The 24,809-nt window shown below is 73.2% G+C and carries 22 protein-coding genes and 1 pseudogene; 18 read left to right on the top strand and 5 right to left on the bottom strand.

What is annotated here, in order from left to right:
* Nucleotides 1-67: 67 nt before the first annotated feature.
* From ACIRPX_RS21960 to ACIRPX_RS21915, 10 genes are all read left to right on the top strand, one after another.
* Nucleotides 68-646, top strand: a complete 579-nt coding sequence (locus ACIRPX_RS21960; RefSeq protein ID WP_404197039.1) for a carbonic anhydrase — start codon at nt 68-70, stop codon at nt 644-646.
* 8 nt (nt 647-654) lie between these two features.
* The gene (locus ACIRPX_RS21955) at nt 655-2,139 is read left to right on the top strand and encodes a SulP family inorganic anion transporter (RefSeq protein ID WP_404197036.1); all 1,485 of its coding nucleotides are present in this window, start codon (nt 655-657) and stop codon (nt 2,137-2,139) included.
* A 108-nt stretch (nt 2,140-2,247) separates the two neighbouring features.
* Nucleotides 2,248-3,084, top strand: a complete 837-nt coding sequence (locus ACIRPX_RS21950) for a slipin family protein (RefSeq protein WP_404197033.1) — start codon at nt 2,248-2,250, stop codon at nt 3,082-3,084.
* A gap of 74 nt (nt 3,085-3,158) precedes the next feature.
* Nucleotides 3,159-3,710 (top strand): YbhB/YbcL family Raf kinase inhibitor-like protein, encoded by a 552-nt coding sequence (locus tag ACIRPX_RS21945; RefSeq protein ID WP_404197031.1) that lies wholly within the window; start codon nt 3,159-3,161, stop codon nt 3,708-3,710.
* A gap of 47 nt (nt 3,711-3,757) precedes the next feature.
* Nucleotides 3,758-4,612 (top strand): polysaccharide deacetylase family protein, encoded by an 855-nt coding sequence (locus tag ACIRPX_RS21940; protein ID WP_404197028.1) that lies wholly within the window; start codon nt 3,758-3,760, stop codon nt 4,610-4,612.
* Between the two features lie 90 nt (nt 4,613-4,702).
* Nucleotides 4,703-5,431: a peptidyl-tRNA hydrolase gene (locus ACIRPX_RS21935; RefSeq protein ID WP_404197026.1), complete on the top strand. Its 729-nt coding sequence runs from the start codon at nt 4,703-4,705 to the stop codon at nt 5,429-5,431.
* Between the two features lie 237 nt (nt 5,432-5,668).
* Complete coding sequence (locus ACIRPX_RS21930; protein ID WP_404197023.1) at nt 5,669-6,964, top strand: DUF692 domain-containing protein; 1,296 nt, start codon at nt 5,669-5,671, stop codon at nt 6,962-6,964.
* A 49-nt stretch (nt 6,965-7,013) separates the two neighbouring features.
* A complete protein-coding gene (locus tag ACIRPX_RS21925; protein ID WP_404197020.1) occupies nt 7,014-7,784 on the top strand; it encodes a DUF4142 domain-containing protein in 771 nt (256 codons plus the stop codon).
* Nucleotides 7,785-7,933: 149 nt separating this feature from the next.
* Nucleotides 7,934-8,734 (top strand): TIGR04222 domain-containing membrane protein, encoded by an 801-nt coding sequence (locus tag ACIRPX_RS21920; RefSeq protein WP_404197017.1) that lies wholly within the window; start codon nt 7,934-7,936, stop codon nt 8,732-8,734.
* 97 nt (nt 8,735-8,831) lie between these two features.
* The gene (locus ACIRPX_RS21915; RefSeq protein ID WP_404197015.1) at nt 8,832-10,487 is read left to right on the top strand and encodes an alpha/beta hydrolase; all 1,656 of its coding nucleotides are present in this window, start codon (nt 8,832-8,834) and stop codon (nt 10,485-10,487) included.
* 22 nt (nt 10,488-10,509) lie between these two features.
* Here the strand turns inward: ACIRPX_RS21915 and hemQ are convergent, their stop codons facing one another.
* Together hemQ and hemG are read right to left on the bottom strand one after the other, a co-directional pair.
* A complete protein-coding gene (hemQ, locus tag ACIRPX_RS21910; protein ID WP_404197013.1) occupies nt 10,510-11,241 on the bottom strand; it encodes a hydrogen peroxide-dependent heme synthase in 732 nt (243 codons plus the stop codon).
* Nucleotides 11,242-11,246: 5 nt separating this feature from the next.
* Nucleotides 11,247-12,707: a protoporphyrinogen oxidase gene (hemG, locus tag ACIRPX_RS21905; RefSeq protein ID WP_404197010.1), complete on the bottom strand. Its 1,461-nt coding sequence runs from the start codon at nt 12,705-12,707 to the stop codon at nt 11,247-11,249.
* Nucleotides 12,708-12,865: 158 nt separating this feature from the next.
* Here hemG and ACIRPX_RS21900 point away from each other — a divergent pair, with 158 nt between their 5' ends.
* A complete protein-coding gene (locus tag ACIRPX_RS21900) occupies nt 12,866-13,837 on the top strand; it encodes a DUF4349 domain-containing protein (protein ID WP_404197007.1) in 972 nt (323 codons plus the stop codon).
* A 27-nt stretch (nt 13,838-13,864) separates the two neighbouring features.
* Nucleotides 13,865-15,253: an FAD-dependent oxidoreductase gene (locus ACIRPX_RS21895; protein ID WP_404197004.1), complete on the top strand. Its 1,389-nt coding sequence runs from the start codon at nt 13,865-13,867 to the stop codon at nt 15,251-15,253.
* 76 nt (nt 15,254-15,329) lie between these two features.
* On the opposite strand, the gene ACIRPX_RS21890 is transcribed toward ACIRPX_RS21895, so the two are convergent.
* Nucleotides 15,330-15,650 carry a hypothetical protein gene (locus tag ACIRPX_RS21890; RefSeq protein ID WP_404197002.1) on the bottom strand — a complete coding sequence of 107 codons (321 nt, stop codon included), beginning with the start codon at nt 15,648-15,650 and terminating at the stop codon, nt 15,330-15,332.
* A 148-nt stretch (nt 15,651-15,798) separates the two neighbouring features.
* Here ACIRPX_RS21890 and ACIRPX_RS21885 point away from each other — a divergent pair, with 148 nt between their 5' ends.
* A complete protein-coding gene (locus ACIRPX_RS21885; protein ID WP_404196999.1) occupies nt 15,799-16,623 on the top strand; it encodes a rhomboid family intramembrane serine protease in 825 nt (274 codons plus the stop codon).
* Nucleotide 16,624: 1 nt separating this feature from the next.
* Here the strand turns inward: ACIRPX_RS21885 and hemE are convergent, their stop codons facing one another.
* Entirely contained in the window at nt 16,625-17,713 is a 1,089-nt protein-coding gene (hemE, locus tag ACIRPX_RS21880) for a uroporphyrinogen decarboxylase (protein ID WP_404196996.1), read from the bottom strand.
* 126 nt (nt 17,714-17,839) lie between these two features.
* Between hemE and ACIRPX_RS21875 the strand changes: the two genes are divergently transcribed.
* The 3 genes from ACIRPX_RS21875 to ACIRPX_RS21865 all read left to right on the top strand — a co-directional run bounded on the left by ACIRPX_RS21875 (nt 17,840) and on the right by ACIRPX_RS21865 (nt 20,911).
* A complete protein-coding gene (locus ACIRPX_RS21875; protein WP_404196994.1) occupies nt 17,840-18,505 on the top strand; it encodes a DUF3000 domain-containing protein in 666 nt (221 codons plus the stop codon).
* Between the two features lie 228 nt (nt 18,506-18,733).
* Nucleotides 18,734-19,396 (top strand): response regulator transcription factor, encoded by a 663-nt coding sequence (locus ACIRPX_RS21870; protein WP_016432069.1) that lies wholly within the window; start codon nt 18,734-18,736, stop codon nt 19,394-19,396.
* A 222-nt stretch (nt 19,397-19,618) separates the two neighbouring features.
* Nucleotides 19,619-20,911 carry a ribonuclease D gene (locus tag ACIRPX_RS21865; RefSeq protein ID WP_404196991.1) on the top strand — a complete coding sequence of 431 codons (1,293 nt, stop codon included), beginning with the start codon at nt 19,619-19,621 and terminating at the stop codon, nt 20,909-20,911.
* Nucleotides 20,912-20,948: 37 nt separating this feature from the next.
* Here ACIRPX_RS21865 and ACIRPX_RS21860 read toward each other — a convergent pair.
* A pseudogene (locus ACIRPX_RS21860) lies at nt 20,949-21,088 on the bottom strand (carbohydrate ABC transporter permease); the annotation flags it as partial.
* A gap of 181 nt (nt 21,089-21,269) precedes the next feature.
* On the opposite strand from ACIRPX_RS21860, the gene ACIRPX_RS21855 reads away from it, so the two are divergent.
* Both ACIRPX_RS21855 and ACIRPX_RS21850 read left to right on the top strand, forming a co-directional pair.
* The gene (locus ACIRPX_RS21855) at nt 21,270-22,487 is read left to right on the top strand and encodes a thiolase family protein (protein ID WP_404196988.1); all 1,218 of its coding nucleotides are present in this window, start codon (nt 21,270-21,272) and stop codon (nt 22,485-22,487) included.
* Nucleotides 22,484-24,613: a 3-hydroxyacyl-CoA dehydrogenase NAD-binding domain-containing protein gene (locus ACIRPX_RS21850; protein WP_404196986.1), complete on the top strand. Its 2,130-nt coding sequence runs from the start codon at nt 22,484-22,486 to the stop codon at nt 24,611-24,613. Before ACIRPX_RS21855 ends, ACIRPX_RS21850 begins: the two co-directional genes overlap by 4 nt.
* Nucleotides 24,614-24,809: the final 196 nt, after the last annotated feature.

Raw genomic sequence — 24,809 nt, 5'->3', positions numbered from 1 at the left:
AGTTCCCCCCACCTCTGTCCTGCCCACACCGACGCGCCGCAGCGGCGCGCCAGGAGGAGTCATCCACATGCAGCCCCTCATCGACAACGCCCGTCTGTTCGGACAGCGCCCTGAGGAGTTCGCCGGACTCGCCGAAGGCCAGTCCCCCCAGGTGCTGTTCATCACCTGCTCCGATTCCCGGGTCGTCCCGGCCCTGATCACCGGCGCCCGCCCGGGCGAGCTCTTCGAGCTGCGCACCGCGGGCAACATCGTCCCGCCGTACACCTCCGCACACCCCACCGGCGAGGCGTGCACCGTCGAGTACGCGGTGGAGGTGCTCGGCGTCCGCGACATCGTGGTCTGCGGGCACTCGCACTGCGGCGCCGTCGGCGCCCTGGTGCGCGGCGACGACCTGACCGCCGTCCCGGCCGTGCGCGACTGGCTGACGCACGCCACCCCGCGCCCGTCCGGCACCGTCGAGGACCCGGCCGTCACCGAGGGCGTGCAGAGCCACGTCCTGACACAACTGCTGCGGCTGCGCTCGTACCCGTACGTCGAGAAGCGGGTCACGGACGGCCGGCTGTCCCTGCACGCCTGGTTCTACGAGGTCCACACCGGCGCCGTGCTGACGCACGACCCGCAGACCGACGCCTTCAAGGCCCTGTGAGCGCGGCGATGATGACCGCCCACCCCCACCTGCGGCAGGACTTCGCCGCGTCGCTGGTCGTCTTCCTGGTCGCGCTCCCGCTGTGCGTGGGCGTGGCCGTCGCCTCCGGCGTCCCGGCCGAACTGGGCCTGGTCACCGGCATCGTGGGCGGCATCGTGACCGGCCTCATGCGCGGCAGCAGCCTGCAGGTCTCCGGACCCGCGGCCGGACTGACCGTGCTGGTCCTCGAGGCCGTGCGGGAGTTCGGGCTCGCCACCCTCGGGGTGATCGTGCTCGCCACCGGCGTGCTCCAGATCCTCATGGGCGCCCTGAAGCTCGGGCGCTGGTTCCGGGCCATCTCCCTCTCGGTCGTCGAGGGCATGCTCGCCGGCATCGGCCTCGTACTGATCGCCGGGCAGCTCTACTCGATGGCGGGCGCCGCGGCGCCCGCCTCCGGCCTGGAGAAGATAGCCCGGCTCCCGGGAGCGCTCGTCGGCGCCCTCGGGAGCACCGGTGCCCTCACCTCGCTCCTCATGGGCGCGGGCACCGTCGCCGTCCTGGTGGTGTGGCGGCGGATGCCGAAGCGGCTGCGCGCGATCCCCGCACCGCTCGCCGCGGTCGCCCTCGCGACCGCCGTCGCGACGGTGTTCCCGCTGCGGATCCCGACGGTCGAGGTGAAGGGCCTGCTGGGCTCCGTCCAGCCGCCCCCGGTGAGCGCCTTCGGCGCGCTCGCCGGCGTCGCCCTGCTCGGCACGATCGTCGCCTTCACCCTGATCGCCTCCGCCGAGTCGCTCTTCAGCGCGGCGGCGGTGGACCGGATGCACGACGGTCCGCGCACCCGGTACGACCAGGAGCTGATCGCGCAGGGCGCGGGCAACGCGCTCTGCGGCGTGCTCGGCGCGCTGCCGATGACCGCGGTGATCGTGCGCAGCGCGGCGAACGTCCGGGCGGGCGCCCGCACCAAGGCGTCCCGGGTGCTGCACGGCCTGTGGCTGCTGCTGTTCGCGGCGCTGCTGCCGGGCGTCCTCGCCTGCATCCCGATCCCCGCGCTGGCGGGCGTCCTGGTCCACGCCGGCGCCAGGCTGATCCCCGTACGCGGGCTGGTGGCGCTGTGGCGCGAGCACCGCGGCGAGGCGCTGATCCTCGTGGTGACGGCCGTGTCGATCGTCGCGGTCAGCATGTTCGAGGGCGTCCTGATCGGCCTGGCGCTGTCCGTCGCCAAGACGGCCTGGGAGGCCTCGCACCTCAAGCTGGAGATCGTCGACAAGGGCGCGGGACCCGTGCAGGCGTATCTCACGGGCAACGCGACCTTCCTGCGGCTGCCGAAGATCCTCGACAGCCTGGAGGCGCTGCCCCAGGACCGCCCGGTGGAGCTGGACCTGTCCGGCCTGCACCACCTGGACCACGCCTGCCGTACGGCGCTGGAGAGCTGGGCCGCGCGGCACAGCGCGGCCGGCACCGAGCCGGTGCGGGTGACGGCCCGTGCCGATCCGGCGCGGACGACGGCGCCATGAGCTGAACACCCCGGTCGCCCATCCCGGAGCCCGTCGTGGCCCGGGATCGGCAACCGGGCATATCGTTGCAGAAGCAGACGTTCCAGACCTCTGACGAAGAAGGTCGTCATGGTCCCTGAGCTGGTGACGGCGGTCGTGGCCGCCGGTTCCGTGGGGCTCGTCTACTTCGCGGCCGCGGCCCGGGTCGTCAAGCAGTACGAGCGCGGGGTGGTGTTCCGACTCGGGCGGCTGGCGGGTGAGGCGCGCTCACCCGGCTTCACCATGATCCTTCCGGTCGCGGAGCGCATGAGCAAGGTCAACATGCAGATCGTGACGCTGCCGATCCCGGCCCAGGAGGGCATCACCCGGGACAACGTGACCGTGCGCGTGGACGCCGTCGTCTACTTCAAGGTCGTCGACCCGGCAGCGGCGCTGGTGAACGTCGAGGACTACAAGTTCGCGGTCTCCCAGATGGCGCAGACGTCCCTGCGCTCGATCATCGGCAAGAGCGATCTCGACGACCTGCTCTCCAACCGCGAGAAGCTCAACCAGGGCCTGGAGCTGATGATCGACAGCCCTGCCATCGGCTGGGGCGTGCAGATCGACCGCGTCGAGATCAAGGACGTCTCCCTGCCGGAGACCATGAAGCGCTCCATGGCGCGGCAGGCCGAGGCCGACCGCGACCGCCGGGCCCGCATCATCAACGCGGACGCCGAACTGCAGGCCTCCAAGAAGCTCGCCGAGGCCGCGCAGCAGATGGCGGACACCCCCGCCGCGCTCCAGCTGCGGCTGCTGCAGACGGTGACGGCGGTCGCCGCCGAGAAGAACTCCACCCTCGTGCTGCCCTTCCCGGTCGAGCTGCTGCGCTTCCTGGAGAAGGCGCACGAGCACCCGCACGAACACCCCCACGAGTGGCAGCACGAGCACCCGCACGAGCAGCAGCCGCCACGGGAACTCGGCGAGTGACCCGTGCTCCGCGCACGGCCGCCGGGCCGGGGTGCGGGTAGCGGCCGTGCGGGGGCGCGGCTAGCGTTCCGTCCATGCGGCGCAGGCTCGTGATCGTCGCCGTCGCGGCGGCGGTGGGGCTCTTTTCGGGGTGCGGGGACGACGGCGGTGACGCGTCCGCCCCCGCGCCCAGCGCCGCGCGGCGGATCACCGTGTCCAGTCCGGCGTTCGCCGACGGCGGCACGATCCCACGCCGCTACACCTGCGACGGCGGGAACGTCTCACCCCCGCTGGCCTTCTCCGGTCCGCCCTCCGGCACGAAGGGGCTGGCCGTCCTGGTCGAGGACCCCGACGCCCCGCACGGCACCTTCACCCACTGGGTGGTCTGGAACGCGTCCCCGGCGCACGGCGGGTGGCCGGCCGGGCAGGTCCCGCCGGGCACGGCCGAGGGCCGCAACGGCTTCAAGAAGAACGGCTACTCGGGACCCTGCCCGCCCCGGGGCCAACGGCACCACTACGTCTTCTCCGCCTACGCCGCCGACCGCACCCTGCACCTCGCGTCCGGCGCCTCCGCCGACGCCGTGAAGCGCGCGCTGAGCGGCCACACCCTCGCCTCCGGACGTCTGACCGGGCGCTACGGCCGCTGAGCGCGCCGGTCCACCACGCGCCCGTTTTGTACGCTTATGTTCGTGTGGTGATCATTCACGTACGACAAGCGGCCGCGGCCTGTGCACTCGCCTGCGCGGCCGGCGCCGTCCTCACCGCCTGCGGCGCCCCCGAGGCGCCCCACGCCGCCCGCCCGGCCCCCTCCGCCACCTCCGCCGCCCCGTCCCGGCCACCGACCCTCGCGCCGGGCCCGGCAGGACTCGCCCGCGTCTTCACCCACGGCCCGCGCACGCGGGGCAGGACGGTCGCGCTGACCTTCGACGCCGACATGACCGCGGACGAGGGGGCGCGGGCCGCGGCCGGTGAGCATTTCGACAATCCGCGGCTGATCGCGACACTGCGGGCACTGAAGGTGCCGGCGACCGTGTTCATGACCGGGCGGTGGGCCGACGAGTATCCGCGCCAGGCGCGCTCCATCGGCCGCGACCCGCTGTTCGAGGTGGCCAACCACTCCTACAGCCACTACGCCTTCACCGGGAACTGCTACGGCCTGCCGACCATGTCCCCGGACCGCCTGCGGTCGGACGTGGAACGGGCGTACACGGCGTTCCGCAGGGCGGGGGTGCCGGACGCGATGCCGTACTTCCGTTTCCCGGGCGGGTGCCACGACCGGCGGACGCTGAAGGCGCTGGCTTCGACCGGTGTCACCCCGGTGCAGTGGGACGTGGTGAGCGGGGACGCGTTCGCGACGGACGCCGACGCGGTGGCGCGGCAGGTGCTGGAGGGGGTGCGGCCGGGCTCGGTCGTCGTCATGCACTGCACGCGCAGCGCGGCTCCCGTCACCGAGCAGGCCGTCCGCACGGTCGTGCCCGAGCTGCGCGCGAAGGGCTACCGGTTCGTGAAGGTGTCCCAGCTGATCGGGGCCACCGCCGGCCACCGGTGACCGGCCTGCGCCGGGAGGCACGAGCGACCGCGTCGCACGCGGGCATCCTCCCCGGGGGCACCGTCCCGCGCCCCCTTAGGGTTGGCCGGTGTGAGCCATGACCTGACGTCCTCCGCCGACAGCCCGTTCCGGTCCGAGCCCGGCGAGCGCGACCGGGCACGGCAGTTCGTGCTGCCCCTCGTCGTGCGCATCGAGAAGGAGTCGCCGCCCGCGCGCACCGACGCGCTGGAGACCGCCGCCCGCGCCGTGCTCGTGATGCTCAGCGACGAGCGGTCCCTCGGGGACGGCGAGTGGGCCGAGGCCGTACGGGACTGGCAGGACGCCCGGATCCGCAAGGTGGTGCGGCGCGCCCGCGGCGCCGAGTGGCGGCGGGCCGAGGCCCTGCCCGGCATCACGGAGAGCGGCACGTCGGCCGAGGTGCGGGTGTTCCCGCCCGTACCGCTCGACGGATGGCCCAAGGACCTGGCCAGGCTGCAGGTGTCCGGCACCGACCTCGACGACCCCGGGCCGCCTCTCGCGGCGGACCCGGCCCTGCCCGTCCTGTGGCTCAACCCCGGCCTGGACATGTCCGCGGGCAAGGCGATGGCCCAGGCGGGGCACGCCGCCCAACTGGCCTGGTGGGAACTGCCGGACGAGGAGCGGACCGCCTGGCGTGGGGCCGGGTTCGCGCTCGCCGTGCGCACCGCCGACCCGGCGCGCTGGGACGAACTGACCTCCGGCGGGCTGCCGTTGGTGCGCGACGCGGGTTTCACGGAGATCGCCCCCGGCTCCTGCACCGTGGTGGCCGACCACCCGGCGCTCCGCCGGCCCGGCGGCTGACCGACCCCTCACCAGCCCTCCTCGCCGGACGGTGTGCCACCGAACCCGCCCGACCCGGTCGCTCGCGGGGCCCGCGGGAGCCGGCCGCGAACCTCAAATCTTGCTCTGAAGGTGGGCGGGCGGGGATTCGGTCCCCGCCGGCGGGGCCATACCCCCGTCACGTCGAGGCCTGCGTACCGAAGGAGACGTATCACCGCGGACGCGTGGACCGGGCACGGCCGAGGAGGGGGACGGACCATGGAACGACTGGGAACGGGCATCGGGTGGCGGCCGGAGATCGCCGAGGCCGTGGAGCGGATGCCGGGCATCGACTGGGTCGAGGCCGTGTCCGAGAACGTGTGCCCCGGGCACCTGCCCGCATCGCTGCGGCGGCTGCGCGCCCGCGGTGTCACCGTCGTCCCGCACGGCGTCTCGCTCGGCCTCGGCGGCGCCGACCGCCCCGACCCCGGACGGCTCGCCGCGCTCGCCGAGCGGGCCGAGGCGCTGGGGTCGCCGCTGGTCACCGAGCACATCGCGTTCGTGCGGGCGGGCGGTCCGCTGACCGCCTCCCCGGTCCTGGAGGCCGGGCACCTGCTGCCCGTGCCGCGCACCCGGGACGCCCTGGACGTGCTGTGCGAGAACATCCGCATCGCGCAGGACGCGCTTCCGGTGCCGCTCGCCGTCGAGAACATCGCCGCCCTGATCGCGTGGCCGGGCGAGGAGATGACCGAGGGGCAGTTCCTGTACGAGCTCGCCGACCGGACCGGCGTACGGCTCCTGATCGACGTGGCCAATCTCCACACCAACCACGTCAACCGCGGCGAGGACCCGGCCACGGCGCTGGCCGAACTGCCGCTCGAGGCCATCGCCTACGTCCATGTGGCGGGCGGCTTCGAACGCGACGGCGTCTGGCACGACAGCCACGCCCACCCGGTCCCGCAGCCGGTCCTCGACATCCTGACCGGCCTCTCCTCCCGCGTCTCACCGCCCGGCGTGCTGCTGGAGCGGGACGAGAACTTCCCCGAACCGGCGGAGCTGGAACGGGAGCTGAAGGAGATCGAGGCGGCCGTCGAGAAGGGGCGGGCGGAGCGGGCGGGGCGGGGCGCGAGGGCCTGGCCCGGCGCCCGGACGGTCCCTTCCCCCGCCACCGACGCCGCCCGCCAGCGGCTCGCGCTCGCCCAGACCGCGCTGCTGTCGGCACTCGTCGCCGGGACGCCCGTGCCGGAGGGGTTCGACCGGGTGCGGCTGGGGGTGCAGGCGCGGGCGCTCGCCCGCAAGCGGGCGGACGTCGTGGCGAAGGTGGCGCCCGAGCTGCCGGAGATCCTGGGCGGTTCGTACCGGTCCGCCTTCCTCGCCTACGCCCACGGGCACCCGATGACGGGCGGCTACCGCAGGGACGCCCTCGACTTCGCGGGGCATCTGCTGCTCGACGGTCAGCCGGAGGACGGCCGCGCCCGGCGGCAGCTCAGGGGGTGGTGGCTGGAGCGGTCGGGGCCCGGACCGCGGTCGCAGCGGGTGGCGAGGGTGGCCCGGCGGGTACTGCTGCACCGCTGAGGGGGCGCTCGAACCCCGCAGTAATATGCGGTGCCGTACAGGAGGCACCATGCGACCGCGACCACCCGTCAAGGGCCGAGGCATATTCAGCGGCACGGGAATCATCGTCATCGGCCTGATGGCCACCCTGCTCGCGCTGATCTTCCCGATCTGGTCGTACGCCGACCGGTCGGGCACCGGCGTGAGCACGCTGAGCGCCCACACCGTGCCGACCCGGTACGGGCCGCTGTCCGCCCTCGACCGCGACTTCGTCACCCGGGTCCGGCTGGCCGGCCTGTGGGAGCTGCCCGCCGGGCAGGAGGCCGAGCAGAAGGGCACCACCCAGGCCGTGCGCACGGCGGGGCAGCACCTGGTCGTGGGGCACACCTTCCTCGACCGGCGGGTGCGCGAGGTGGCCGCCCGGCTCGGGCTCCAGCTTCCCGACGAGCCCACCGCCCAGCAGCGGCAGTGGCTCGCGACCCTGACCGCGGCCCAGGGCACGGAGTACGACCGCCGGTTCGTGAACATCGCGCGGCTGGCGCACGGCAAGGTGTTCTCCCTCGTCGCCCAGGTCCGCGCGACCACCCGCAACGCGCTGGTGCGCGCCCTCGCCGACGACGCCAACACGACGGTGCTGGACCACATCGAGGCCCTGGAGGCGACGGGGTACGTGGACTGGGACGCGCTCGCCCGGGACATGGCCTCCGCGAGCACTCCCCCGCTCACCGACCCGTCGGCCCCGCCCGGCCCGACGGCCAGCCCGCGCCCGGCCACCCCCGTCACGGCGTCGCCGTCCCCGACCTACCCGCTCCCGCCGCCCGCCTCCAGCCCGCCGCCGTGAGCCGCCGTGAGCCGCTCCCCCGGCGCGCCGGGATCGAGTGGACCGAACGGAACGCACAGGTCAAACGGAACGTCACGGACCGGCAACGCCTTGTCCGTATGGTGAACAAGGCATGGCGTTCCCCGGAGCATCTGGCATAGAAACGCGGCATGTTCTGGGTCCTTCTCCTGCTGCTGGCCTGGGCCGCGGCCGGCGCCGCGTGCACACGCCTGTGCCTGGCCGCCGTACGGGCGGCGGCCGGCGAGGCGGACGCCCGAGGGGGCGCCGGGCGTCATGAGCTGACCCTCTACGAGGCCGCCTTCCTGTCCGGCGGACCCGGCCGGGTCGCCGATCTGACCATGGTCTCGATGGCCAGACAGCGGCGGCTGCTGCTCGCTCGCACCGGCTGGGCGACGGTGGTCGACCCGCGCGGCCGGGACGACATGGAACGGTCGGTCATCGGAGCCATCGGACCCGAGGGGCAGAGCCGCATCGCACCCGTACGCGCCGCGGCGGCCTCCGCGGACGCCGTCGCCGGTCTCGCGGACCGGCTCGTCGACGCGGGACTGGCCGTGCCCGCCGGCGCCCGGACCACCGTCGCGGCCGGCGTCCGCCAGGTGCGGCTCGCCGCGCTCGCGGTGCTCGTCCTGGGCGCGACCGCGCTGCTGGTGCCCGCCCAGCCGGACATGCCGCGCGCCCTGGTCGCCCTGTGGTTCGCGCTGCCCCTCGCGCTGGCCCTGAGCTGCCTGGCCATAGCGCGGGTCGAGGTCCACCCGTACTCGCGCTGGGCCTCCCCGGCCGGGCAGCGGCTGCTGGGCGCCCTGACCCGGCGCACCACGAGCGGCGACGACCGTACGTACCTCACCACCGTCGCCGTACGGGGCGTCCGCGCGCTCGGCGAACCGGACCTGAGGGCGGCCTTCGCACACCGCGACCAGCCCTGGCGCGAACCGCACATCGGGGGCGCATAGGGGGCATTGGCGCCGACACCGCCGGTTGGTGCTTGCCTTCTTCATACACCGAACGAAACATCCCTTTTGTCGCTGCCATGCACCGAAGGGACACGTCATGAGAGCTGCCGCCCTCCACTCGGCCGCCGGATCCTTGCTCCTGACCGCCCTGGCGCTCGCCCCGGCCGGCAGCGCACCGGCCGCACCGGGTGCGGCCGGTGCCCCCGGCGCGGCGGAGCTGCGGGGCACGGCGGTGGCGGCGGCGCGGGCCCGGGAGGCCGGCATCGCCTTCGGGAAGTGCTCCGACATCAAGGACATGCCCGGCGCCATGCAGTGCGGCACGGTGTCCGTCCCGCTCGACTACGCCCACCCCGGCGGCAAGCAGATCAAGCTGACCGTCACGCGGGTGGCCGCCACGCACAAGGACCCGCACAACAGCAAGCGGCGGGTGCGGCGGCAGGGCGCGCTGGTCTACAACCCCGGCGGCCCCGGCGGGGACGGCCGGTACTTCCCGCTCGTCGGTCTGCTCCCGGAGTGGAAGCGCATCGCCTCCGCCTACGACCTGATCGGCTACTCCCCGCGCGGCGTCGGCCGGTCCGCGCCGCTGTCCTGCGAGGACCCCGGGCGCTTCTTCAAGGCGCCCTCGCAGGCGCCGACGCATCCCTCGGAGTCGTACAAGCAGGAGCGCATCGCGGAGGCGAAGGCCTACGCGCAGGGCTGCGCCAAGCGGTCGGGCAGCGGGCTGGGGCAGTTCAACTCCCTCAACAACGCGCGTGACCTGGACGTGCTGAGGGCGGCACTGGGCGAGCAGAAACTGACGTTCATGGGGGCGTCGTACGGCACCTACTTCGGGGCCCTGTACGCGACCATGTTCCCCTCGCACGTGCGGCGGATGGTGCTCGACTCGGCGGTGAATCCTGCGCCCGAGCAGATCTGGTACCGCAACAACCTCGATCAGTCGGCCGCGTTCGAGAGCCGCTGGACGGACTTCCGGGAGTGGATCGCCCGGCACGACGACGTGTACGGGCTGGGGAAGACCGTGGCCACGGTCCAGCACAGCTACGCCAAGGCGAGCGCGCAGCTCGCGGCCGAGCCGGCGGGCGGCAAGGTGGGTCCCGCCGAGCTCCAGGCGGCGTTCCTGTCGGCCGGCTACTACGACGACTACTGGCCCCGGCGCGCGCAGGCGCTGTCGGCGTACCTGAAGGGCGACCCGAAGCCGCTCGTCGAGCAGGCGGGGCCGGCCACGGAGGCGGCGGCCGAGGCGGAGAACTCCAACGCGGTGTACACGGCCGTCGAGTGCAACGACGCCGCCTGGCCGACCGACTTCAAGGTCTGGGACCGCGACAACACGCGGCTCGCGCGCATGGCGCCGTTCGAGACCTGGGACAACGCGTGGATGAACCTGCCGTGCGCCTACTGGCCGGCGCCCCGGCAGCGGCCGCTGGACGTGCGGACCGCGCCGGGCGAGCTGCCGACGACGCTGATCCTGGCCGCGGAGCGGGACGCGGCGACGCCGTACGACGGGGCGCTGGAGATGCAGCGGCGGCTGTCCGGCTCGGTCCTGGTGACCGAACGGGACGCGGGCACGCACGGCATCGCCGGCGGCCCCAACAAGTGCGTCAACGGCTACCTCGACGCCTACCTGCTGGAGGGCCGCACGCCGGACCGGCGCGCCTCCTGCGCCCCGCACGCCGAACCCGAGCCCTCCAGCGGCGACCGCGCCCACCGGACGCCCCTGAAGGAGACGCTGAAGGGCAAGGCCGCCCGCGGCTGACCGCCGCCGGCGGCGGCCGCGGTCAGGCCAGGCCCGCGACCAGTTCCGCCACGTCCTTGCGGCGGCCGGTGAAGAAGGGGATCTCCTCGCGGACGTGGCGGCGCGCCTCGGAGCCGCGCAGATGGCGCATGAGGTCGACGATGCGGTGCAGCTCGTCGGCCTCGAAGGCCAGGATCCACTCGTAGTCGCCGAGGGAGAACGAGGCGACCGTGTTGGCGCGCACGTCCGGGAAGCCCCGCGCCATCTTGCCGTGGTCGGCGAGCATGCGCCGGCGGTCCTCGTCGGGCAGCAGGTACCAGTCGTAGGAGCGCACGAAGGGGTACACGCTGACGTAGTTGCGCGGCGTCTCGTCGGCGAGGAACGCGGGGATGTGCGAGCGGTTGAACTCGGCGGGGCGGTGCAGCGCCATGTTCGACCAGACCGGCTCCAGGGCGCGGCCGAGCCTCGTGCGGCGGAAGAGGTTGTAGGCCTCCTGCAGCTGGTCCGCGGTCTCCGCGTGCCACCAGATCATGAGGTCGGCGTCGGCGCGCAGGCCCGAGAGGTCGTACGTGCCGCGGATCGTCACGTCCTTGGCGGCGAGCTGGTCGAACAGCTCCTGGACCTCGTCGGCGTAGCCCGCGCGGTCCTCGGGCAGCACGTCCTTCAGCTTGAAGACGGACCACAGCGTGTAGCGGATGACCTCGTTGAGGTCCTTGGCCAGCTTGCCCTTGTTGGGGATCCTGCCGGTCTCGGTGGTGGAGGCGTCGTCGCTCATGTCCCCTATTCTCCCGCTCCGCCGTGCAGACTCTGCACCGGGTTGGCGGTGAGCTCCTGCACACCTGTCAGGTCGCCTTCCAGCTGGTCCACCGCCGCGTACGCGCTCGCGATGCACGCCGGGATGCCGACCCCGTCGAACTGCGCGCCGCACAGGGCGAGACCGGGCAGCCCGGCGACGTGCTCGCGGATGCGGGCCACGCGCGCGTGGTGGCCGACGGGGTACTGGGGCAGCCCGTCGGTCCAGCGGGTCACGCGGGTCTCGACCGGCTCGGCGTCGAGGCCGGTGGCCTCCCGCAGGTCGTGCCGGGAGAGGGCCACGAGGTCGGAGTCCTCGCGCCCGAGGATCTCCGTCTCGCCGTAGCGCCCGACCGAGGTGCGCAGGACCAGCAGGCCGGGGTCGGCGTCCGCGATCCAGCCCCACTTCCGGGAGGCGAACGTCGACGCCTTGATGGTGCGCCCGTCGACCGGCGGCACCAGGAAGCCGCTGCCCTCGGGAAGGGCGGTCTCCGCACGGCGGTAGGCGAGGGTGACGAGGGCCATGGACGCGTACTCCACGGTCGCCAGCTCGGCCGCGGCGGCCGGGACCTCGGCCCGCAGCAGCGCGGCGGCGGCCGGGGCGGGCACGGCGACGACCACGGCGTCCGCGCGCAGCACGCGGTCACCGGCGACGACCCGCCAGGTGCCGCCGCCCGCGCGGCGCAGCTCCGTGACCGGGGCCCCGGTGACGATCTCGCCGCCCCTGGCCCGCACCGACTCGGCCACCGCGAGCGGCAGGCTGCCCACGCCGCCCTCGATGCCCATGAACACGGGGCCGTTCTGCCGCGCCGCGGCGGCCCTGGCCTGGATCGCGCGGACCGCCTCGGTGAGCGAGTCGTGGGTCAGCGCCGCCTGGTAGAGCTGCGGGACCGCCGAACGCATCGAGATGCGGTACGCGTCGCCCGCGTACACACCGCCGAGCAGGGGTTCCACCAGGCGGTCGACGACCTCCCGGCCGAGCCGCGCCGCCACGTACTCCCCGACCGCCACGTCGTCGCCGACCTCCGTGCGGGGCAGGTCCGCGTCGCGCTCGACGCGGGCCAGACCCTCCTCGGACAGCACGCCGGCCAGGGCGGCGGCGGTCCCGGGGACGCCCATGACGTGGCCCTTGGGCATGGGGCGCAGGGCGCCGCGGGTCCAGATGGAGGCCGTGGCGGTGGCCGGCGGCCGCAGGCGCCCGCCGAGGCCCACCTCGCGCGCGAGCGCCACCGCTTCCGGCCTGCGGGCCAGCATGGACTCGGCGCCGAGGTCCACGCGGGTGCCGGCGATCTCGCCGGGCAGCAGCTTGCCGCCGACCCGGTCCGAGGCCTCCAGCACGGTCACCCGCGCACCCCGCCCGAGCAGCCGGTGCGCCGCGGCCAGCCCGGCGATCCCGGCTCCCACGACGACGACCTGCCCGGCACTCCTACGGCTCTCCTCTTCGCGCATGTCACCAGCCTCTCAGACCCCGCCGACGGACCGTCCGCGGCCCGGTGTCGAGGACGAGTCCGGACCGTGACCGCATCGGAACCGCCCGGGTCCAACGTCCGGGGCCCTTCGGGCGTCGAAGAAACGTCAGCCGTCACGATCCCCCGGGGGTTCAGCACATGAGCGCACCGCATCCCGTACGACCCGTCCCGGCCCTGGCCGCGGTCCTGCTCACCGCGGCGCTCGCACTGACCGGATGCAGCGCGGGCGGCACCGGCTCCTCGGACAGCGCGGCGGGCCACAAGGCCGCCGCGCGGAGCGACGCGAAGGGGTCCGCGCCGGGCGGCGAGAAGGCCGCGAGCGGCGCCAAGCGGGCCCAGGCGCCCGCGCTCACCAGCAGCATCATCCGCACCGCCTCGCTGACCGTGCAGGTCGAGGACGTGCCGAAGGCCCTCGACGAGGCCCGCACCACCACCGAGAACGCGGGCGGCTACGTCGGCGACGAGACCACCACGCGCGACGAGAAGGGCCGCGAGCGCACCCGGGTCGTGCTGCGCGTACCGGTCGGGAAGTACGACGAGGTCCTCGCCGGCCTCCAGGGCGCGGGCAGGCTGCTGGACCGCACCGCGAAGGCCGAGGACGTCACGGACCAGGTCGTCGACGTCGACAGCCGCATCACGTCGCAGCGCGCGAGCGTGGCCCGGGTCCGTGAACTGATGGACCGGGCCACCAAGCTCAGCGACGTGGTGGAGCTGGAGGGCGAGCTGAGCAGCCGGGAAGCCGATCTGGAGGCGCTGCTCGCCCAGCAGGCGTCGCTGAAGGACCGCACGAGCCTCGCCACGATCACCCTCTCCCTCTCCCAGACCCCGGTGAAGGCGGCCGCGAAGGACGGGAGCACCGGGTTCGTGGACGCGCTCGCGGGCGGCTGGGACGCCTTCGTGACGATGCTGCGCTGGCTGGCGGTGGTGATCGGCGCGGTGCTGCCGTTCGCCGTGGTGGCGGCCCTGGGCGTGCCGGCGTGGCTGCGGCTGGTCCGGCCCCGGCTGCCGCGCCGCCCGGTCCCGGCGCCCGCCGCGGGCGCGCCCGGCCCGCTGCCGTCGGCGCCTGCGGCGCGGGGGACCGACCCGCGCCCGGACGGCGGCGAGCACTGAATCGCCCCGCCCCCGTAGCGTGTTCGCATGAACATGAGCGCTGGGCGGGAACGACTGGTGGTGATCGGCGGCGACGCCGCGGGGATGTCCGCGGCGTCGCAGGCACGCCGGCTGAAGGGCCCCGGCGAGCTGGAGATCGTCGCCTTCGAGCGCGGTCACTTCACCTCGTACTCGGCATGCGGCATCCCCTACTGGGTGGGCGGGGACGTGGGCGAGCGCGACGAGCTCATCGCCCGTACCCCGCAGGAGCACCGCGCGCGGGACATCGATCTGCGCATGCGCACGGAGGTCACGCGGATCGACGTGGCGGGCGGCCGGGTACGCGCGCGTGACCTCGAATCCGGGGCCGAGTCCTGGACGCCGTACGACAAGCTCGTGATCGCGACCGGCGCCCGCCCGATCCGCCCGGACATGCCGGGTGCCGACGCCCCCGGTGTGCACGGCGTGCAGACGCTGGACGACGGGCAGGCGCTGCTCGACTCGCTGGCCCGCGCGCGTGGCCGCCGCGCGGTGGTCGTCGGGGCGGGCTACATCGGCGTGGAGATGGCCGAGGCGCTCATCAACCGCGGCTACGAGGTGACGGTCGTCAACCGCGCCGGCGAACCGATGGCGACGCTCGACCCGGACATGGGCCGCCTGGTGCACGAGGCGATGGAGGGCCTGGGTATCACCATGGTCAACGACGCCGAGGTGACCAAGCTGCTCACCGGTGAGGACGGCCGGGTACGGGCGGTGGCCACGGAGGACGCCGAGTACCCCGCGGACGTGGTGGTCCTGGGCATCGGCGTACGCCCGGAGACGACGCTCGCCCGGGCGGCCGGGCTTCCCGTCGGCGCGCACGGCGGCCTGCTCACCGATCTGGCGATGCGGGTGCGCGGGCACGAGAACATCTGGGCGGGCGGCGACTGCGTGGAGGTCCTCGACCTGGTCTCCGGCCAGGATCGGCACATCGCCCTCGGCACGCACGCCAACAAGCACGGCCAGGTCATCGGCACCAACGCGGGCGGCGGCTACGCCACCTTCCCCGGCGTCGTCGGCACCGCCGTCTCCAAGGTCTGCGACCTGGAGATCGCCCGGACGGGCCTGCGCGAGAAGGACGCGCGCAGGGCGGGCCTCCAGTTCGAGGCCGTCACCATCGAGTCGACGAGCCGGGCCGGCTACTACCCGGACTCGTCCCGCATGACGGTCAAGATGCTGGCCGAACGCCGCACGGGCCGCCTGCTCGGCGTGCAGATCGTCGGGCGCGAGGGCGCGGGCAAGCGCGTCGACGTCGCCGCGGTCGCCCTCACCGCCCGTATGACGGTGGACCAGATGACAGCCCTGGACCTGGGCTACGCCCCACCGTTCAGCCCGGTCTGGGACCCGGTGCTGGTGGCGGCCCGCAAGGCGTCGAAGGCGGTGCAGCAGCACGCCTGACGGGGCGCGGGGAACCGCGCGACCAGCCATGGCGAACGCGCGGCCGCCACCTCACCCGCACCCCGGCGGCGAACGGCTACGCGCTGCCGTTGATCCGCTCGATGGCCTGGCGCGCCTGCTCCGTCGGTGGCCGCGGCGGCAACGACGACACCGAAGCCGTGGAGGCCACCGGCGTCGGCTGCTCCCCCGCCGGCTTCGCGTGCGCGGCGCCGCGCACGGATCGCAGCCGGTGGCTCACCGCCTCGTCCAGGGTCACCGGCCGCTGCATCTGCGAGGCGAGCCGCCCCGCCTCCTGGCCGAGCCGGGCGACGTCCTCCCACGGCAGTTTCACCACCAGGGAGAGCTCCGCCTCGCCGTCGGGCGTGGCATGCATCGGAGGAGTAACTCGGTCGTTCATCGCCTGTTCCTCACGTCGTCCCCGCGACCCGCCTTCCCCGCGCCGCGGGCGGTTGACGAGTCATACGCACGCGCGCGGGCCGGTGTTCACCGGCTCACCCGGTGCACCGGGAGGCACTATTTCCGTCGGCCCGGGGCACACATTCCTTGTGGTCATCCCCGTTCATGACGTGAACCCGGTGCGGCGCACCCCCTGGGTGACGTACGCGCTGATCGCCGCGAACGTGCTCGTCTTCCTGTCCATGCCCGGCCTCGCCGGTTCCGTGGTGGGCGACAGCGGCCTGGCGCAGACCTGCCATCTCCAGGCGTTCCTGGATCACTACGCCGCCGTGCCACGGGAGTTGATCCACCATCAGATGCCGCGGCTCGTGCCCACGGGGGACGTCGGCGTGGGCGCGCACGGCGCGGGCTGCGTGGTGGCCCCGCCGTCCTACGACAAGTCCCCCGCGCTGTCCGTCCTGACCGCGATGTTCCTGCACGGCGGCTGGCTGCACCTGCTCGGCAACATGCTCTTCCTGCTGATCTTCGGCAACAACGTCGAGGACCGCATGGGCCACGTCGGGTACGCGCTCTTCTACGTCGTCTGCGGCTACGCGTCGGGATACGGCTTCGCGCTCCTCAACGCCGGCTCCGCCGACCCGCTGATCGGCGCGTCGGGCGCGATCGCCGGTGTCCTGGGCGCCTATCTGGTGCTGTATCCGAAGGCCAGGGTCTGGGTCCTGGTGCCGTTCCTGGTCTTCCTGCCGCTGCGGCTGCCGGCCTGGCTGGTGCTGGGCTTCTGGTTCGTGCTCCAGGCCGTCTACTCGTCCGGCGAGGGCGTCTCCTCCGCGGGCACGGTGGCCTACGCCGCGCACGTCGTCGGCTTCCTGGCCGGCATGGCCCTGGCCTGGCCGCTCAAGCCGGGCACACCCCCGCCGCCGGAACCGCGCGGCCTGCTGTTCGGCAGGAGGGCGCGGCCCCGGCACACGTGGTGAGTCAGCGGGCGGTGTGCGTGTGCACGTACTCCACGAGCCGGGTCAGCGCGTCCGGGTCGGTGGACGGCATGACGCCGTGGCCGAGGTTGAAGACGTGGCCCTCCAGGCCGGCGGCCGCGTCGAGGACCTCGCGGGTCTTGGCCTCGACGGCCTCCGTGGAGGCGAACAGGACCGTCGGGTCGAGGTTGCCCTGGAGCGCCTTGCCGGGTCCGACCCGGCGGACCGCCTCGTCGAGCGGGACACGCCAGTCGACGCCGACGACGTCCGCGCCGGCCTCGCCCATCAGGCCGAGCAGCTCACCGGTGCCGACGCCGAAGTGGATGCGCGGGACGCCGTATCCGGCGACGGCCTCGAAGACCTTGGCGGAGGCGGGCAGCACCGAGCGGCGGTAGTCGGCCGGGGCGAGGGCGCCGGCCCACGAGTCGAAGAGCTGGACCGCCGAGGCGCCGGCCTCGATCTGCACCTTCAGGAACGCGGTCGTGATCCCCGCGAGACGGTCGAGCAGGTCGGCCCACAGGCCGGGGTCGCCGTACATCATCGCCTTGGCGTTCTCGTACGTGCGCGACGGGCCGCCCTCGACCAGGTAGCTCGCGAGGGTGAACGGTGCGCCGGCGAAGCCGATGAGCGGGGTGCTGCCGAGTTCGCGGACGAGCAGGCCGATCGCCTCGGTGACGTACGAGACGTCCTCGGGCGTGAGGTCCCGCAGCCGGGCCAGGTCGGCGCGGGTGCGGACGGGGTCCGCGACGACCGGGCCGACGCCCGGCTTGATGTCGAGGTCGATGCCGATGGCCTTGAGCGGGACGACGATGTCGCTGTAGTAGACCGCCGCGTCCACGCCGTGCCGGCGCACCGGCTGCAGGGTGATCTCGGTGACCAGGTCGGGCCGCGTGCACGAGTCGAGCATCGGGATGCCCTCGCGGACCTTGCGGTACTCGGGCAGCGAACGCCCCGCCTGACGCATGAACCACACCGGTGTGTACGGCACGGGCTCGCGCCGGCACGCCTTGAGGAAGGCGGACTCCTCGACCGTGTCGGGCGTGACTGTCGGCAGCGTCTGGGCCTGGCCCGCGGGGCTCTCGTTCGCACTCACGACGGCAAGTCTCGCACGGCGGCGACGCGCCGAAGGCCCGGGTCGCCGTGGCACGATCCGGACAGGCGGCGCTCGCACGGGTGTCCCTCCCTGCGCGACGGCCCGGTTCCCCTTAATCTTCCCCGCATGGCTGCGGCTCAGGGACGACTGTCGGACGGCGCTGACGGAATGGGCGACACGGAGGGGGACCGGAATGGGGGCGGTACGGCACCACTGCCGTTCAGGGCCGCGGTCGACGCACTGAGATCCGCGCGGCTGCGGCCGCAGATCGAGGTGGAGGCGACCCGCGCGCCGCAGCGACTCGCCTCGTTCGCGTACGCGCTGGAGGCGACCGTCGTCGACGGCGACCAGGATCTGGCCGACGGCCGTCTGGTGCTGCTGCACGAGCCGGACGGGCACGATGCCTGGCGCGGCACCTTCCGCCTGGTGACGCTGGTGCGCGCGGAACTGGAGCCGGAGATGGCCGCCGACCCGCTGCTGCCCGACGTGTGCTGGGCCTGGCTGACCGGCGCGCTCCAGGCGCGCGGACTGTCCTGCGGCGAACCGAGCGGCACCGTCACGCGCGCGAGCTCGCACTACTTCGGCGGGCTGGCGGAGCGCCCGGCCGCCTCGCAGATCGAGATCCGCGCCTCCTGGACGCCCCGCGAGGGCCGGGGCGGCGTCCCCGACACGGCGGCCCATCTCGCCGCCTGGTGCGATCTGCTGGCCCAGGTCGCGGGCCTGCCGCCGGCCGGTCCGGGCGACGCGTCGATCGTGACGCTGCCGCAGCGGCGGGACCCGCAGGCACGCTGACCCCTGCCACGAGGAGGGCCACGTCCTTGACCGTCACTTTGTCGATTCGGCCACTTTCAATCACGACCGGGTTCTCCGACGAACCGATTCGTTCACCAAGTGATCGATCGCTTGTCCGAATTGCACAGATTGTTACTCACTAAATCGTGATCTTTCCCTAAAGGACTCCGGGTTCGGTGCCGAAGACGACTGTGACCTTGAAAGCCGTCCCGCACCCCAGGAGGCCTGGTGTCCGTTCTCCTCGAGCAGCCCGCAAGCCTGGTCGCCTACCGTCCGAACAAGCCGACCGCCATGGTGGTCGTGGCCGACCCGCGCGTCCGCTCCACCGTCACCCGCCATCTGTGGGCCCTCGGTGTGCGCGACGTCATCGAAGCCTCGTCCATCGCGGAGGCACGTCCGCGCATCGGCAACCCCCGCGACATCTGTGTCGCCGACGTCCATCTGCCCGACGGCTCCGGCCTGACCATCCTCTCGGAGACCCGCGCGGCGGGCTGGCCCAACGGCCTGGCCCTGTCCGCCGCCGACGACATCGGCGCCGTGCGCAACGCCCTCGCGGGCGGCGTCAAGGGCTACGTCGTCACCGGCACCCGCACCAACGTCGGGCTCCCCACCCGGCCCGGTGCCGCCCCCATCGGCGCAGCCGCCGCCCGTATGCACCGCCGCCCCCCGGGTACCCCGAGCCACCCGGGTGGCTACCGCGAGCTCTCCGGCCGCGAGGTCGAGGTGCTGCGGCTGGTCGCGGAGGGCCAGTCGAACAAGGCGATCGGCGTCTCGATGGGCCTGTCCGCCCTGACCGTCAAGAGCCACCTCGCCCGCATCGCCCGCAAGCTCGGCACGGGCGACCGCGCCGGCATGGTCGCGGTCGCCCTGCGGACCGGCATCATCCACTGACCCGAACGCCCCGCCCATCTGCCGGAACGTCCCGCCTCCCGCGTCACCGCCCCTCTCCCCCATTCACGGACGTGAACCGAGTCGGCCGCCGATTCCCCCCGCCCGTGTCCCACCTGTCGTGAACCGGATGTTTCACCGACCTGACTGGTTTACGACCCCCAGGCGCCCGCCGACGGAACGTTACGTCGGCGGGCGCTGTCCATACACAGATACTCTTGACAGGTGACCGACGCCCAAGAGACCGCAGCAGACAGCTCACTGCGAACCACCGGAGGCGCCCCTCCGGAAGACGGCGGAACATCTGTTACGGGGGCGCCGAAACCAGAGCCGATCCCTTTGCTGGAGCCGCGCGAAGGCATTCCGCCGGTGATCGCCGACGCGAGCTCCCTGGCCGAGGTGGTCGCCGCGTTCGCGGCCGGCTCCGGCCCGGTGGCCGTCGACGCCGAACGCGCGTCCGGCTACCGCTACGGCCAGCGCGCCTACCTCGTGCAGCTGCGCCGTGAGGGCGCCGGCACCGCGCTGATCGACCCCGTGGCCTGTCCGGATCTGTCCGCGCTCGGCCAGGCGCTCGACGGCGTCGAGTGGGACCTGCACGCCGCCACGCAGGATCTGCCGTGTCTGCGCGAGATAGGCATGGTGCCGACGCGGCTGTTCGACACCGAGCTCGCCGGCCGGCTCGCCGGGTTCCCGCGGGTGGGCCTCGGCGCGATGGTCGAGAACGTCCTCGGCTTCGTGCTGGAGAAGGGCCACTCCGCCGTCGACTGGTCGACCCGTCCGCTGCCCGAGCCGTGGCTGCGCTACGCGGCGCTCGACGTCGAGCTGCTCGTCGACCTGCGCGACGCGCTGGAGAAGGAGCTCGACCGGCAGGGCAAGCTGGAGTGGGCCCGTCAGGAGTTCGACGCGATCGCCACGGCCCCGCCCGCGGAGCCGCGCAAGGACCCCTGGCGCCGTACGTCCGGGATGCACAAGGTGCGCCGGCGCCGGCAGCTCGCCGTGGTGCGGGAGCTGTGGCAGACGCGGGACCGGATCGCCCAGCGGCGGGACGTGTCGCCGGGGAAGGTGCTCGGGGACGGCGCCATCGTCGAGGCGGCGCTCTCGCTGCCGGCCGACGTGCAGGCCCTCGCCGCGCTGAACGGCTTCGGGAACCGGATGGGGCGGCGGCAGCTGGAGCAGTGGCAGGCGGCCGTGGACCGCGCCAAGGCCCTGCCGGAGGCGCAGTTGCCGGCGCCGGGGCAGCCGGTCACCGGGCCTCCGCCGCCGCGGGCCTGGGCGGACAAGGACCCCGCCGCCGCGGCACGCCTGTCCGCGGCCCGGACCGCCGTGTCGGCGCTGGCCGAGCAGCTGAACATGCCCCAGGAGAACCTGATCACCCCGGACACGGTGCGGCGGGTCTGCTGGGAGCCGCCGCAGGTCGCCGACCGCGACTCCGTCGCCGCCGCGCTGGCGGGATACGGGGCCCGGCCCTGGCAGGTGGAGCAGGTGACCCCCGTCCTGGTCGCCGCGCTCTCCGCCTAGGACGGGTACCTCCCGGTCCTGGCCGCGTGGCCGAAGGCGGGCCCTTGAAGCGGAAGAGGGACGTCGAGATCACGCCAAGATCCTGGGACGGCATGCGGAGGAAGGGGACGGAGAAGTCGTTCAGACGGTGATCCCCTTCACGATCACCACGGTGGCGATCGCCGGTTCCAGGAGCGGCCGAGGCCACTTTGGTGCTCACGCCGAGGGGCTCGACGGCACCTCCCCCGGTGTGACCTTCACCGCTTGGACCGCCGGGACTGGGCAGCTACGTTACTCATAAGTAGCATGGACCTGAGCGCGCGCTCAGCGCTTGCGTGCCGCAGCAGTGCAGATCCCGCACCTCTGGAGGAGAGCCATCGTGCCTCGTACCGTCAGGGACGTCGTCTTCGTCGACGGCGTCCGCACCCCGTTCGGCAAGGCGGGCCCGAAGGGCATCTACCACGAGACCCGTGCCGACGACCTCGTCGTGAAGGCGATCCGGGAGCTGCTGCGCCGCAACCCCGGACTCGACCCGGCCGAGATCGACGAGGTCGCCATCGCCGCGACCACGCAGATCGGCGACCAGGGCCTCACCCTCGGCCGCACGGCCGGCATCCTCGCGGGCCTCCCGCAGTCGGTGCCCGGCTACTCCATCGACCGTATGTGCGCCGGCGCGCTCACGGCCGTCACCACCACCGCGGGCTCCATCGCCTTCGGGGCCTACGACGCCGTCATCGCGGGCGGTGTCGAGCACATGGGCCGCCACCCCATGGGCGAGGGCGTGGACCCGAACCCGCGCTTCGTGAGCGAGAAGCTGGTCGACGAGTCCGCCCTGTTCATGGGCATGACCGCGGAGAACCTGCACGACCGCTACCCGCACATCACCAAGGAGCGCGCCGACGAGTACGCCGTGCGCTCGCAGGAGAAGGCCGCCAAGGCGTACGCCAACGGCAAGATCCAGCAGGACCTGGTGCCGATCTCGGTGCGCAACACCAACGCGGAGGCCGGTGAGACGGGCTGGGGCCTGGTCACCGCCGACGAGCCGATGCGCCCGGGCACCACGCTGGAGAACCTGCGGGGCCTGAAGACGCCGTTCCGTGTGCACGGCCGGGTCACCGCGGGCAACGCGGCCGGTCTGAACGACGGTGCGACCGCCTCGATCATCGCCTCCGAGGACTTCGCCCGCGAGCACGACCTGCCGGTGAAGATGCGTCTCGTCTCGTACGCCTTCGCGGGCGTCGAGCCGGAGGTCATGGGCTACGGCCCGATCCCGGCCACCGAGAAGGCCCTCGCCAAGGCGGGCCTGTCGATCGAGGACATCAACCTCTTCGAGATCAACGAGGCCTTCGCCGTCCAGGTGCTGGCCTTCCTGGACCACTACGGCATCGCGGACGACGACGAGCGCGTCAACCAGTACGGCGGCGCCATCGCCTTCGGCCACCCGCTGGCCTCCTCCGGCGTCCGCCTGATGACGCAGCTGGCCCGCCAGTTCGAGGAGCAGCGACACGTCCGCTACGGCCTGACGACCATGTGCGTCGGCTTCGGCATGGGCGCGACGGTCATCTGGGAGAACCCGCACTTCGAGGGGGACAAGTGAGCACCACCGCTGAGCTTCTGAAGGGTGCGGCCGAGCTGTTCCCCGACGAGGTCGTGACGTCGGCGCACGTACGCCACCTCGACCTGCCGTACGGCGCCGGGCGCTTCGCGCTCATCACGCTGGACAACGGCTTCGACCACACCAAGCCGACCACCTTCGGCCCCGGCTCGCTCGCGAACCTCAACACCGCGATCGACCAGGTCGAGAAGGAGGCGGCGGCCGGCGAGATCGTCGGCGTCGGCATCACCGGCAAGCCGTTCATCTTCGCCGTCGGCGCCGACCTCAAGGGCGTCGAGCTGCTCAAGGAGCACAAGGACGCGCTGGCCATCGGCAAGGGCGGCCACGAGGTCTTCAAGCGCCTCGCGGGTCTCGCGGTGCCGACCTTCGCCTACTACAACGGCGCGGCGATGGGCGGCGGCGTCGAGGTCGGCCTGCACTGCACCTACCGGACCGTCTCGAAGTCCCTGCCGGCCTTCTCGCTGCCCGAGGTCTTCCTCGGTCTGGTCCCCGGCTGGGGCGGCTGCACGCTGCTGCCGAACCTGATCGGCGCCGACAAGGCCGTCTCGGTGATCATCGAGAACAGCCTCAACCAGAACAAGCAGCTCAAGGGCAAGCAGGTCTTCGAGCTGGGCATCGCCGACGCCCTCTTCGAAGGCGCCGACTTCCTGGAGCAGTCGCTGCTGTGGACGGCGTCCGTGCTGAAGGGCGACGTCGAGGTCGAGCGCCCGGTGATCGACCGCGGTGAGGCCTGGGACGCGGCCGTCGCCAAGGGCCGTTTCCTCGCGGACGGCAAGGTGCACGGCGCCGCTCCGGCCGCCTACCGCGCCCTCGACATCGTCGCCGCCGCCAAGAACGGCGACCTCCAGCAGGGCTTCGACGCCGAGGACCGGGCGCTCGCCGACCTGATCATGGGCGGCGAGCTGCGCTCCGGCATCTACGCGTTCAACCTGGTGCAGAAGCGCGGCAAGCGCCCGGCCGGCGCCCCGGACAAGAACCTGGCACGCCCGGTCACCAAGGTCGGCGTGGTCGGCGCGGGCCTGATGGCCTCGCAGCTCGCCCTGCTCTTCCTGCGCCGCCTCGAGGTGCCGGTCGTGCTCACCGACATCGACCAGGAGCGCGTCGACAAGGGCGTGGGCTACGTCCACGCCGAGATCGACAAGCTGCTCGGCAAGGGCCGTATCGGCCAGGACAAGGCCAACCGCCTCAAGGCCCTGGTCATCGGTGTGCTGGACAAGGCCGAGGGCTTCTCCGACGCGGACTTCGTCATCGAGGCCGTCTTCGAGGAGATCGGCGTCAAGCAGCAGGTGTTCGCGGAGGTCGAGGCGGTCGCCCCGGCGCACGCGATCCTGGCGACGAACACCTCCTCGCTCTCGGTGTCGGAGATGGCGTCGAAGCTGAAGAACCCCGAGCGGGTCGTCGGCTTCCACTTCTTCAACCCGGTCGCGATCCTGCCGCTGCTGGAGATCGTCCGCGGCGAGCGGACCGACGACGCCTCGCTGGCCACGGCGTTCGCCGTCGCCAAGAAGCTGAAGAAGACCGCGGTCCTCACCAAGGACGCCCCGGCGTTCGTCGTGAACCGCATCCTCACCCGCTTCATGGGCGAGATCCAGAACGTCATCGACGAGGGCACCCCGGTCGAGGTCGCCGAGAAGGCGATCGAGCCGCTCGGCCTGCCGATGTCCCCGCTGGTGCTGCTGGAGCTGGTCGGCCCCGCGATCGGCCTGCACGTCTCGGAGACCCTCAACCGGGCCTTCCCGGACCGCTTCAAGGTCTCCCCGAACCTCAAGGCGGTCGTCGAGGCGGGCAAGCGCGGCTTCTACGTCTACGACAGCGGCAAGCCCGAGCTGGACCCGGAGGTCGCCGCGCTGCTGAAGCAGGGCGACTCCGTCCTGACCGAGGAGCAGGTCCGCGACCGCGTCCTGGACGCGGTGGCCCAGGAGATCGGTCTGATGCTCGACGAGGGCGTCGTCGCCGAGGCCCAGGACATCGACCTCTGCCTGATCACGGGCGCCGGCTGGCCCTTCCACCTGGGCGGCATCACGCCGTACCTGGACCGCGAGGGCGTCTCGGAGCGCGTGAACGGCAAGCCGTTCCTGGCTCCGGGCCTGGCGAGCGTGCCGGCGTAACGCTCGCGGATAGGTGAAGAGGGCCTCCGCCTTTCGGGCGGGGGCCCTCCGTCATGGGGACCGAGCGCCCCACGGGTTACGCGCGACGCCTGCGGGACAGCGTGCGGGCCGCGGCACCGCCGCCGGCCAGCAGTGCGGCAAGGGCCGCGATCCACAGGGACGTCCCGGCGCCCGTCGACGCCAGGTCGCCGCCGGC

It is taken from the genome of Streptomyces sp. NPDC101225 (assembly GCF_044767585.1).
Classification (GTDB): Bacteria; Actinomycetota; Actinomycetes; order Streptomycetales; family Streptomycetaceae; genus Streptomyces.
This window is presented reverse-complemented; position numbering and strand designations above follow the sequence as displayed.

What these genes read in the sequence shown, in the direction of transcription:
- ACIRPX_RS21950 (WP_404197033.1), top strand. Translation starts at nt 2,248, where the DNA reads ATGGTCCCTGAGCTGGTGACGGCGGTCGTGGCCGCCGGTTCCGTGGGG.
- ACIRPX_RS21960 (WP_404197039.1), top strand. Translation starts at nt 68, where the DNA reads ATGCAGCCCCTCATCGACAACGCCCGTCTGTTCGGACAGCGCCCTGAG.
- ACIRPX_RS21915 (WP_404197015.1), top strand. Translation starts at nt 8,832, where the DNA reads ATGAGAGCTGCCGCCCTCCACTCGGCCGCCGGATCCTTGCTCCTGACC.
- ACIRPX_RS21875 (WP_404196994.1), top strand. Translation starts at nt 17,840, where the DNA reads ATGGCTGCGGCTCAGGGACGACTGTCGGACGGCGCTGACGGAATGGGC.
- ACIRPX_RS21920 (WP_404197017.1), top strand. Translation starts at nt 7,934, where the DNA reads ATGTTCTGGGTCCTTCTCCTGCTGCTGGCCTGGGCCGCGGCCGGCGCC.
- hemG (WP_404197010.1), bottom strand. Translation starts at nt 12,707, where the DNA reads ATGCGCGAAGAGGAGAGCCGTAGGAGTGCCGGGCAGGTCGTCGTCGTG.
- ACIRPX_RS21945 (WP_404197031.1), top strand. Translation starts at nt 3,159, where the DNA reads ATGCGGCGCAGGCTCGTGATCGTCGCCGTCGCGGCGGCGGTGGGGCTC.
- ACIRPX_RS21955 (WP_404197036.1), top strand. Translation starts at nt 655, where the DNA reads ATGATGACCGCCCACCCCCACCTGCGGCAGGACTTCGCCGCGTCGCTG.
- hemQ (WP_404197013.1), bottom strand. Translation starts at nt 11,241, where the DNA reads ATGAGCGACGACGCCTCCACCACCGAGACCGGCAGGATCCCCAACAAG.
- ACIRPX_RS21900 (WP_404197007.1), top strand. Translation starts at nt 12,866, where the DNA reads ATGAGCGCACCGCATCCCGTACGACCCGTCCCGGCCCTGGCCGCGGTC.
- ACIRPX_RS21895 (WP_404197004.1), top strand. Translation starts at nt 13,865, where the DNA reads ATGAACATGAGCGCTGGGCGGGAACGACTGGTGGTGATCGGCGGCGAC.
- ACIRPX_RS21930 (WP_404197023.1), top strand. Translation starts at nt 5,669, where the DNA reads ATGGAACGACTGGGAACGGGCATCGGGTGGCGGCCGGAGATCGCCGAG.
- ACIRPX_RS21925 (WP_404197020.1), top strand. Translation starts at nt 7,014, where the DNA reads ATGCGACCGCGACCACCCGTCAAGGGCCGAGGCATATTCAGCGGCACG.
- ACIRPX_RS21890 (WP_404197002.1), bottom strand. Translation starts at nt 15,650, where the DNA reads ATGAACGACCGAGTTACTCCTCCGATGCATGCCACGCCCGACGGCGAG.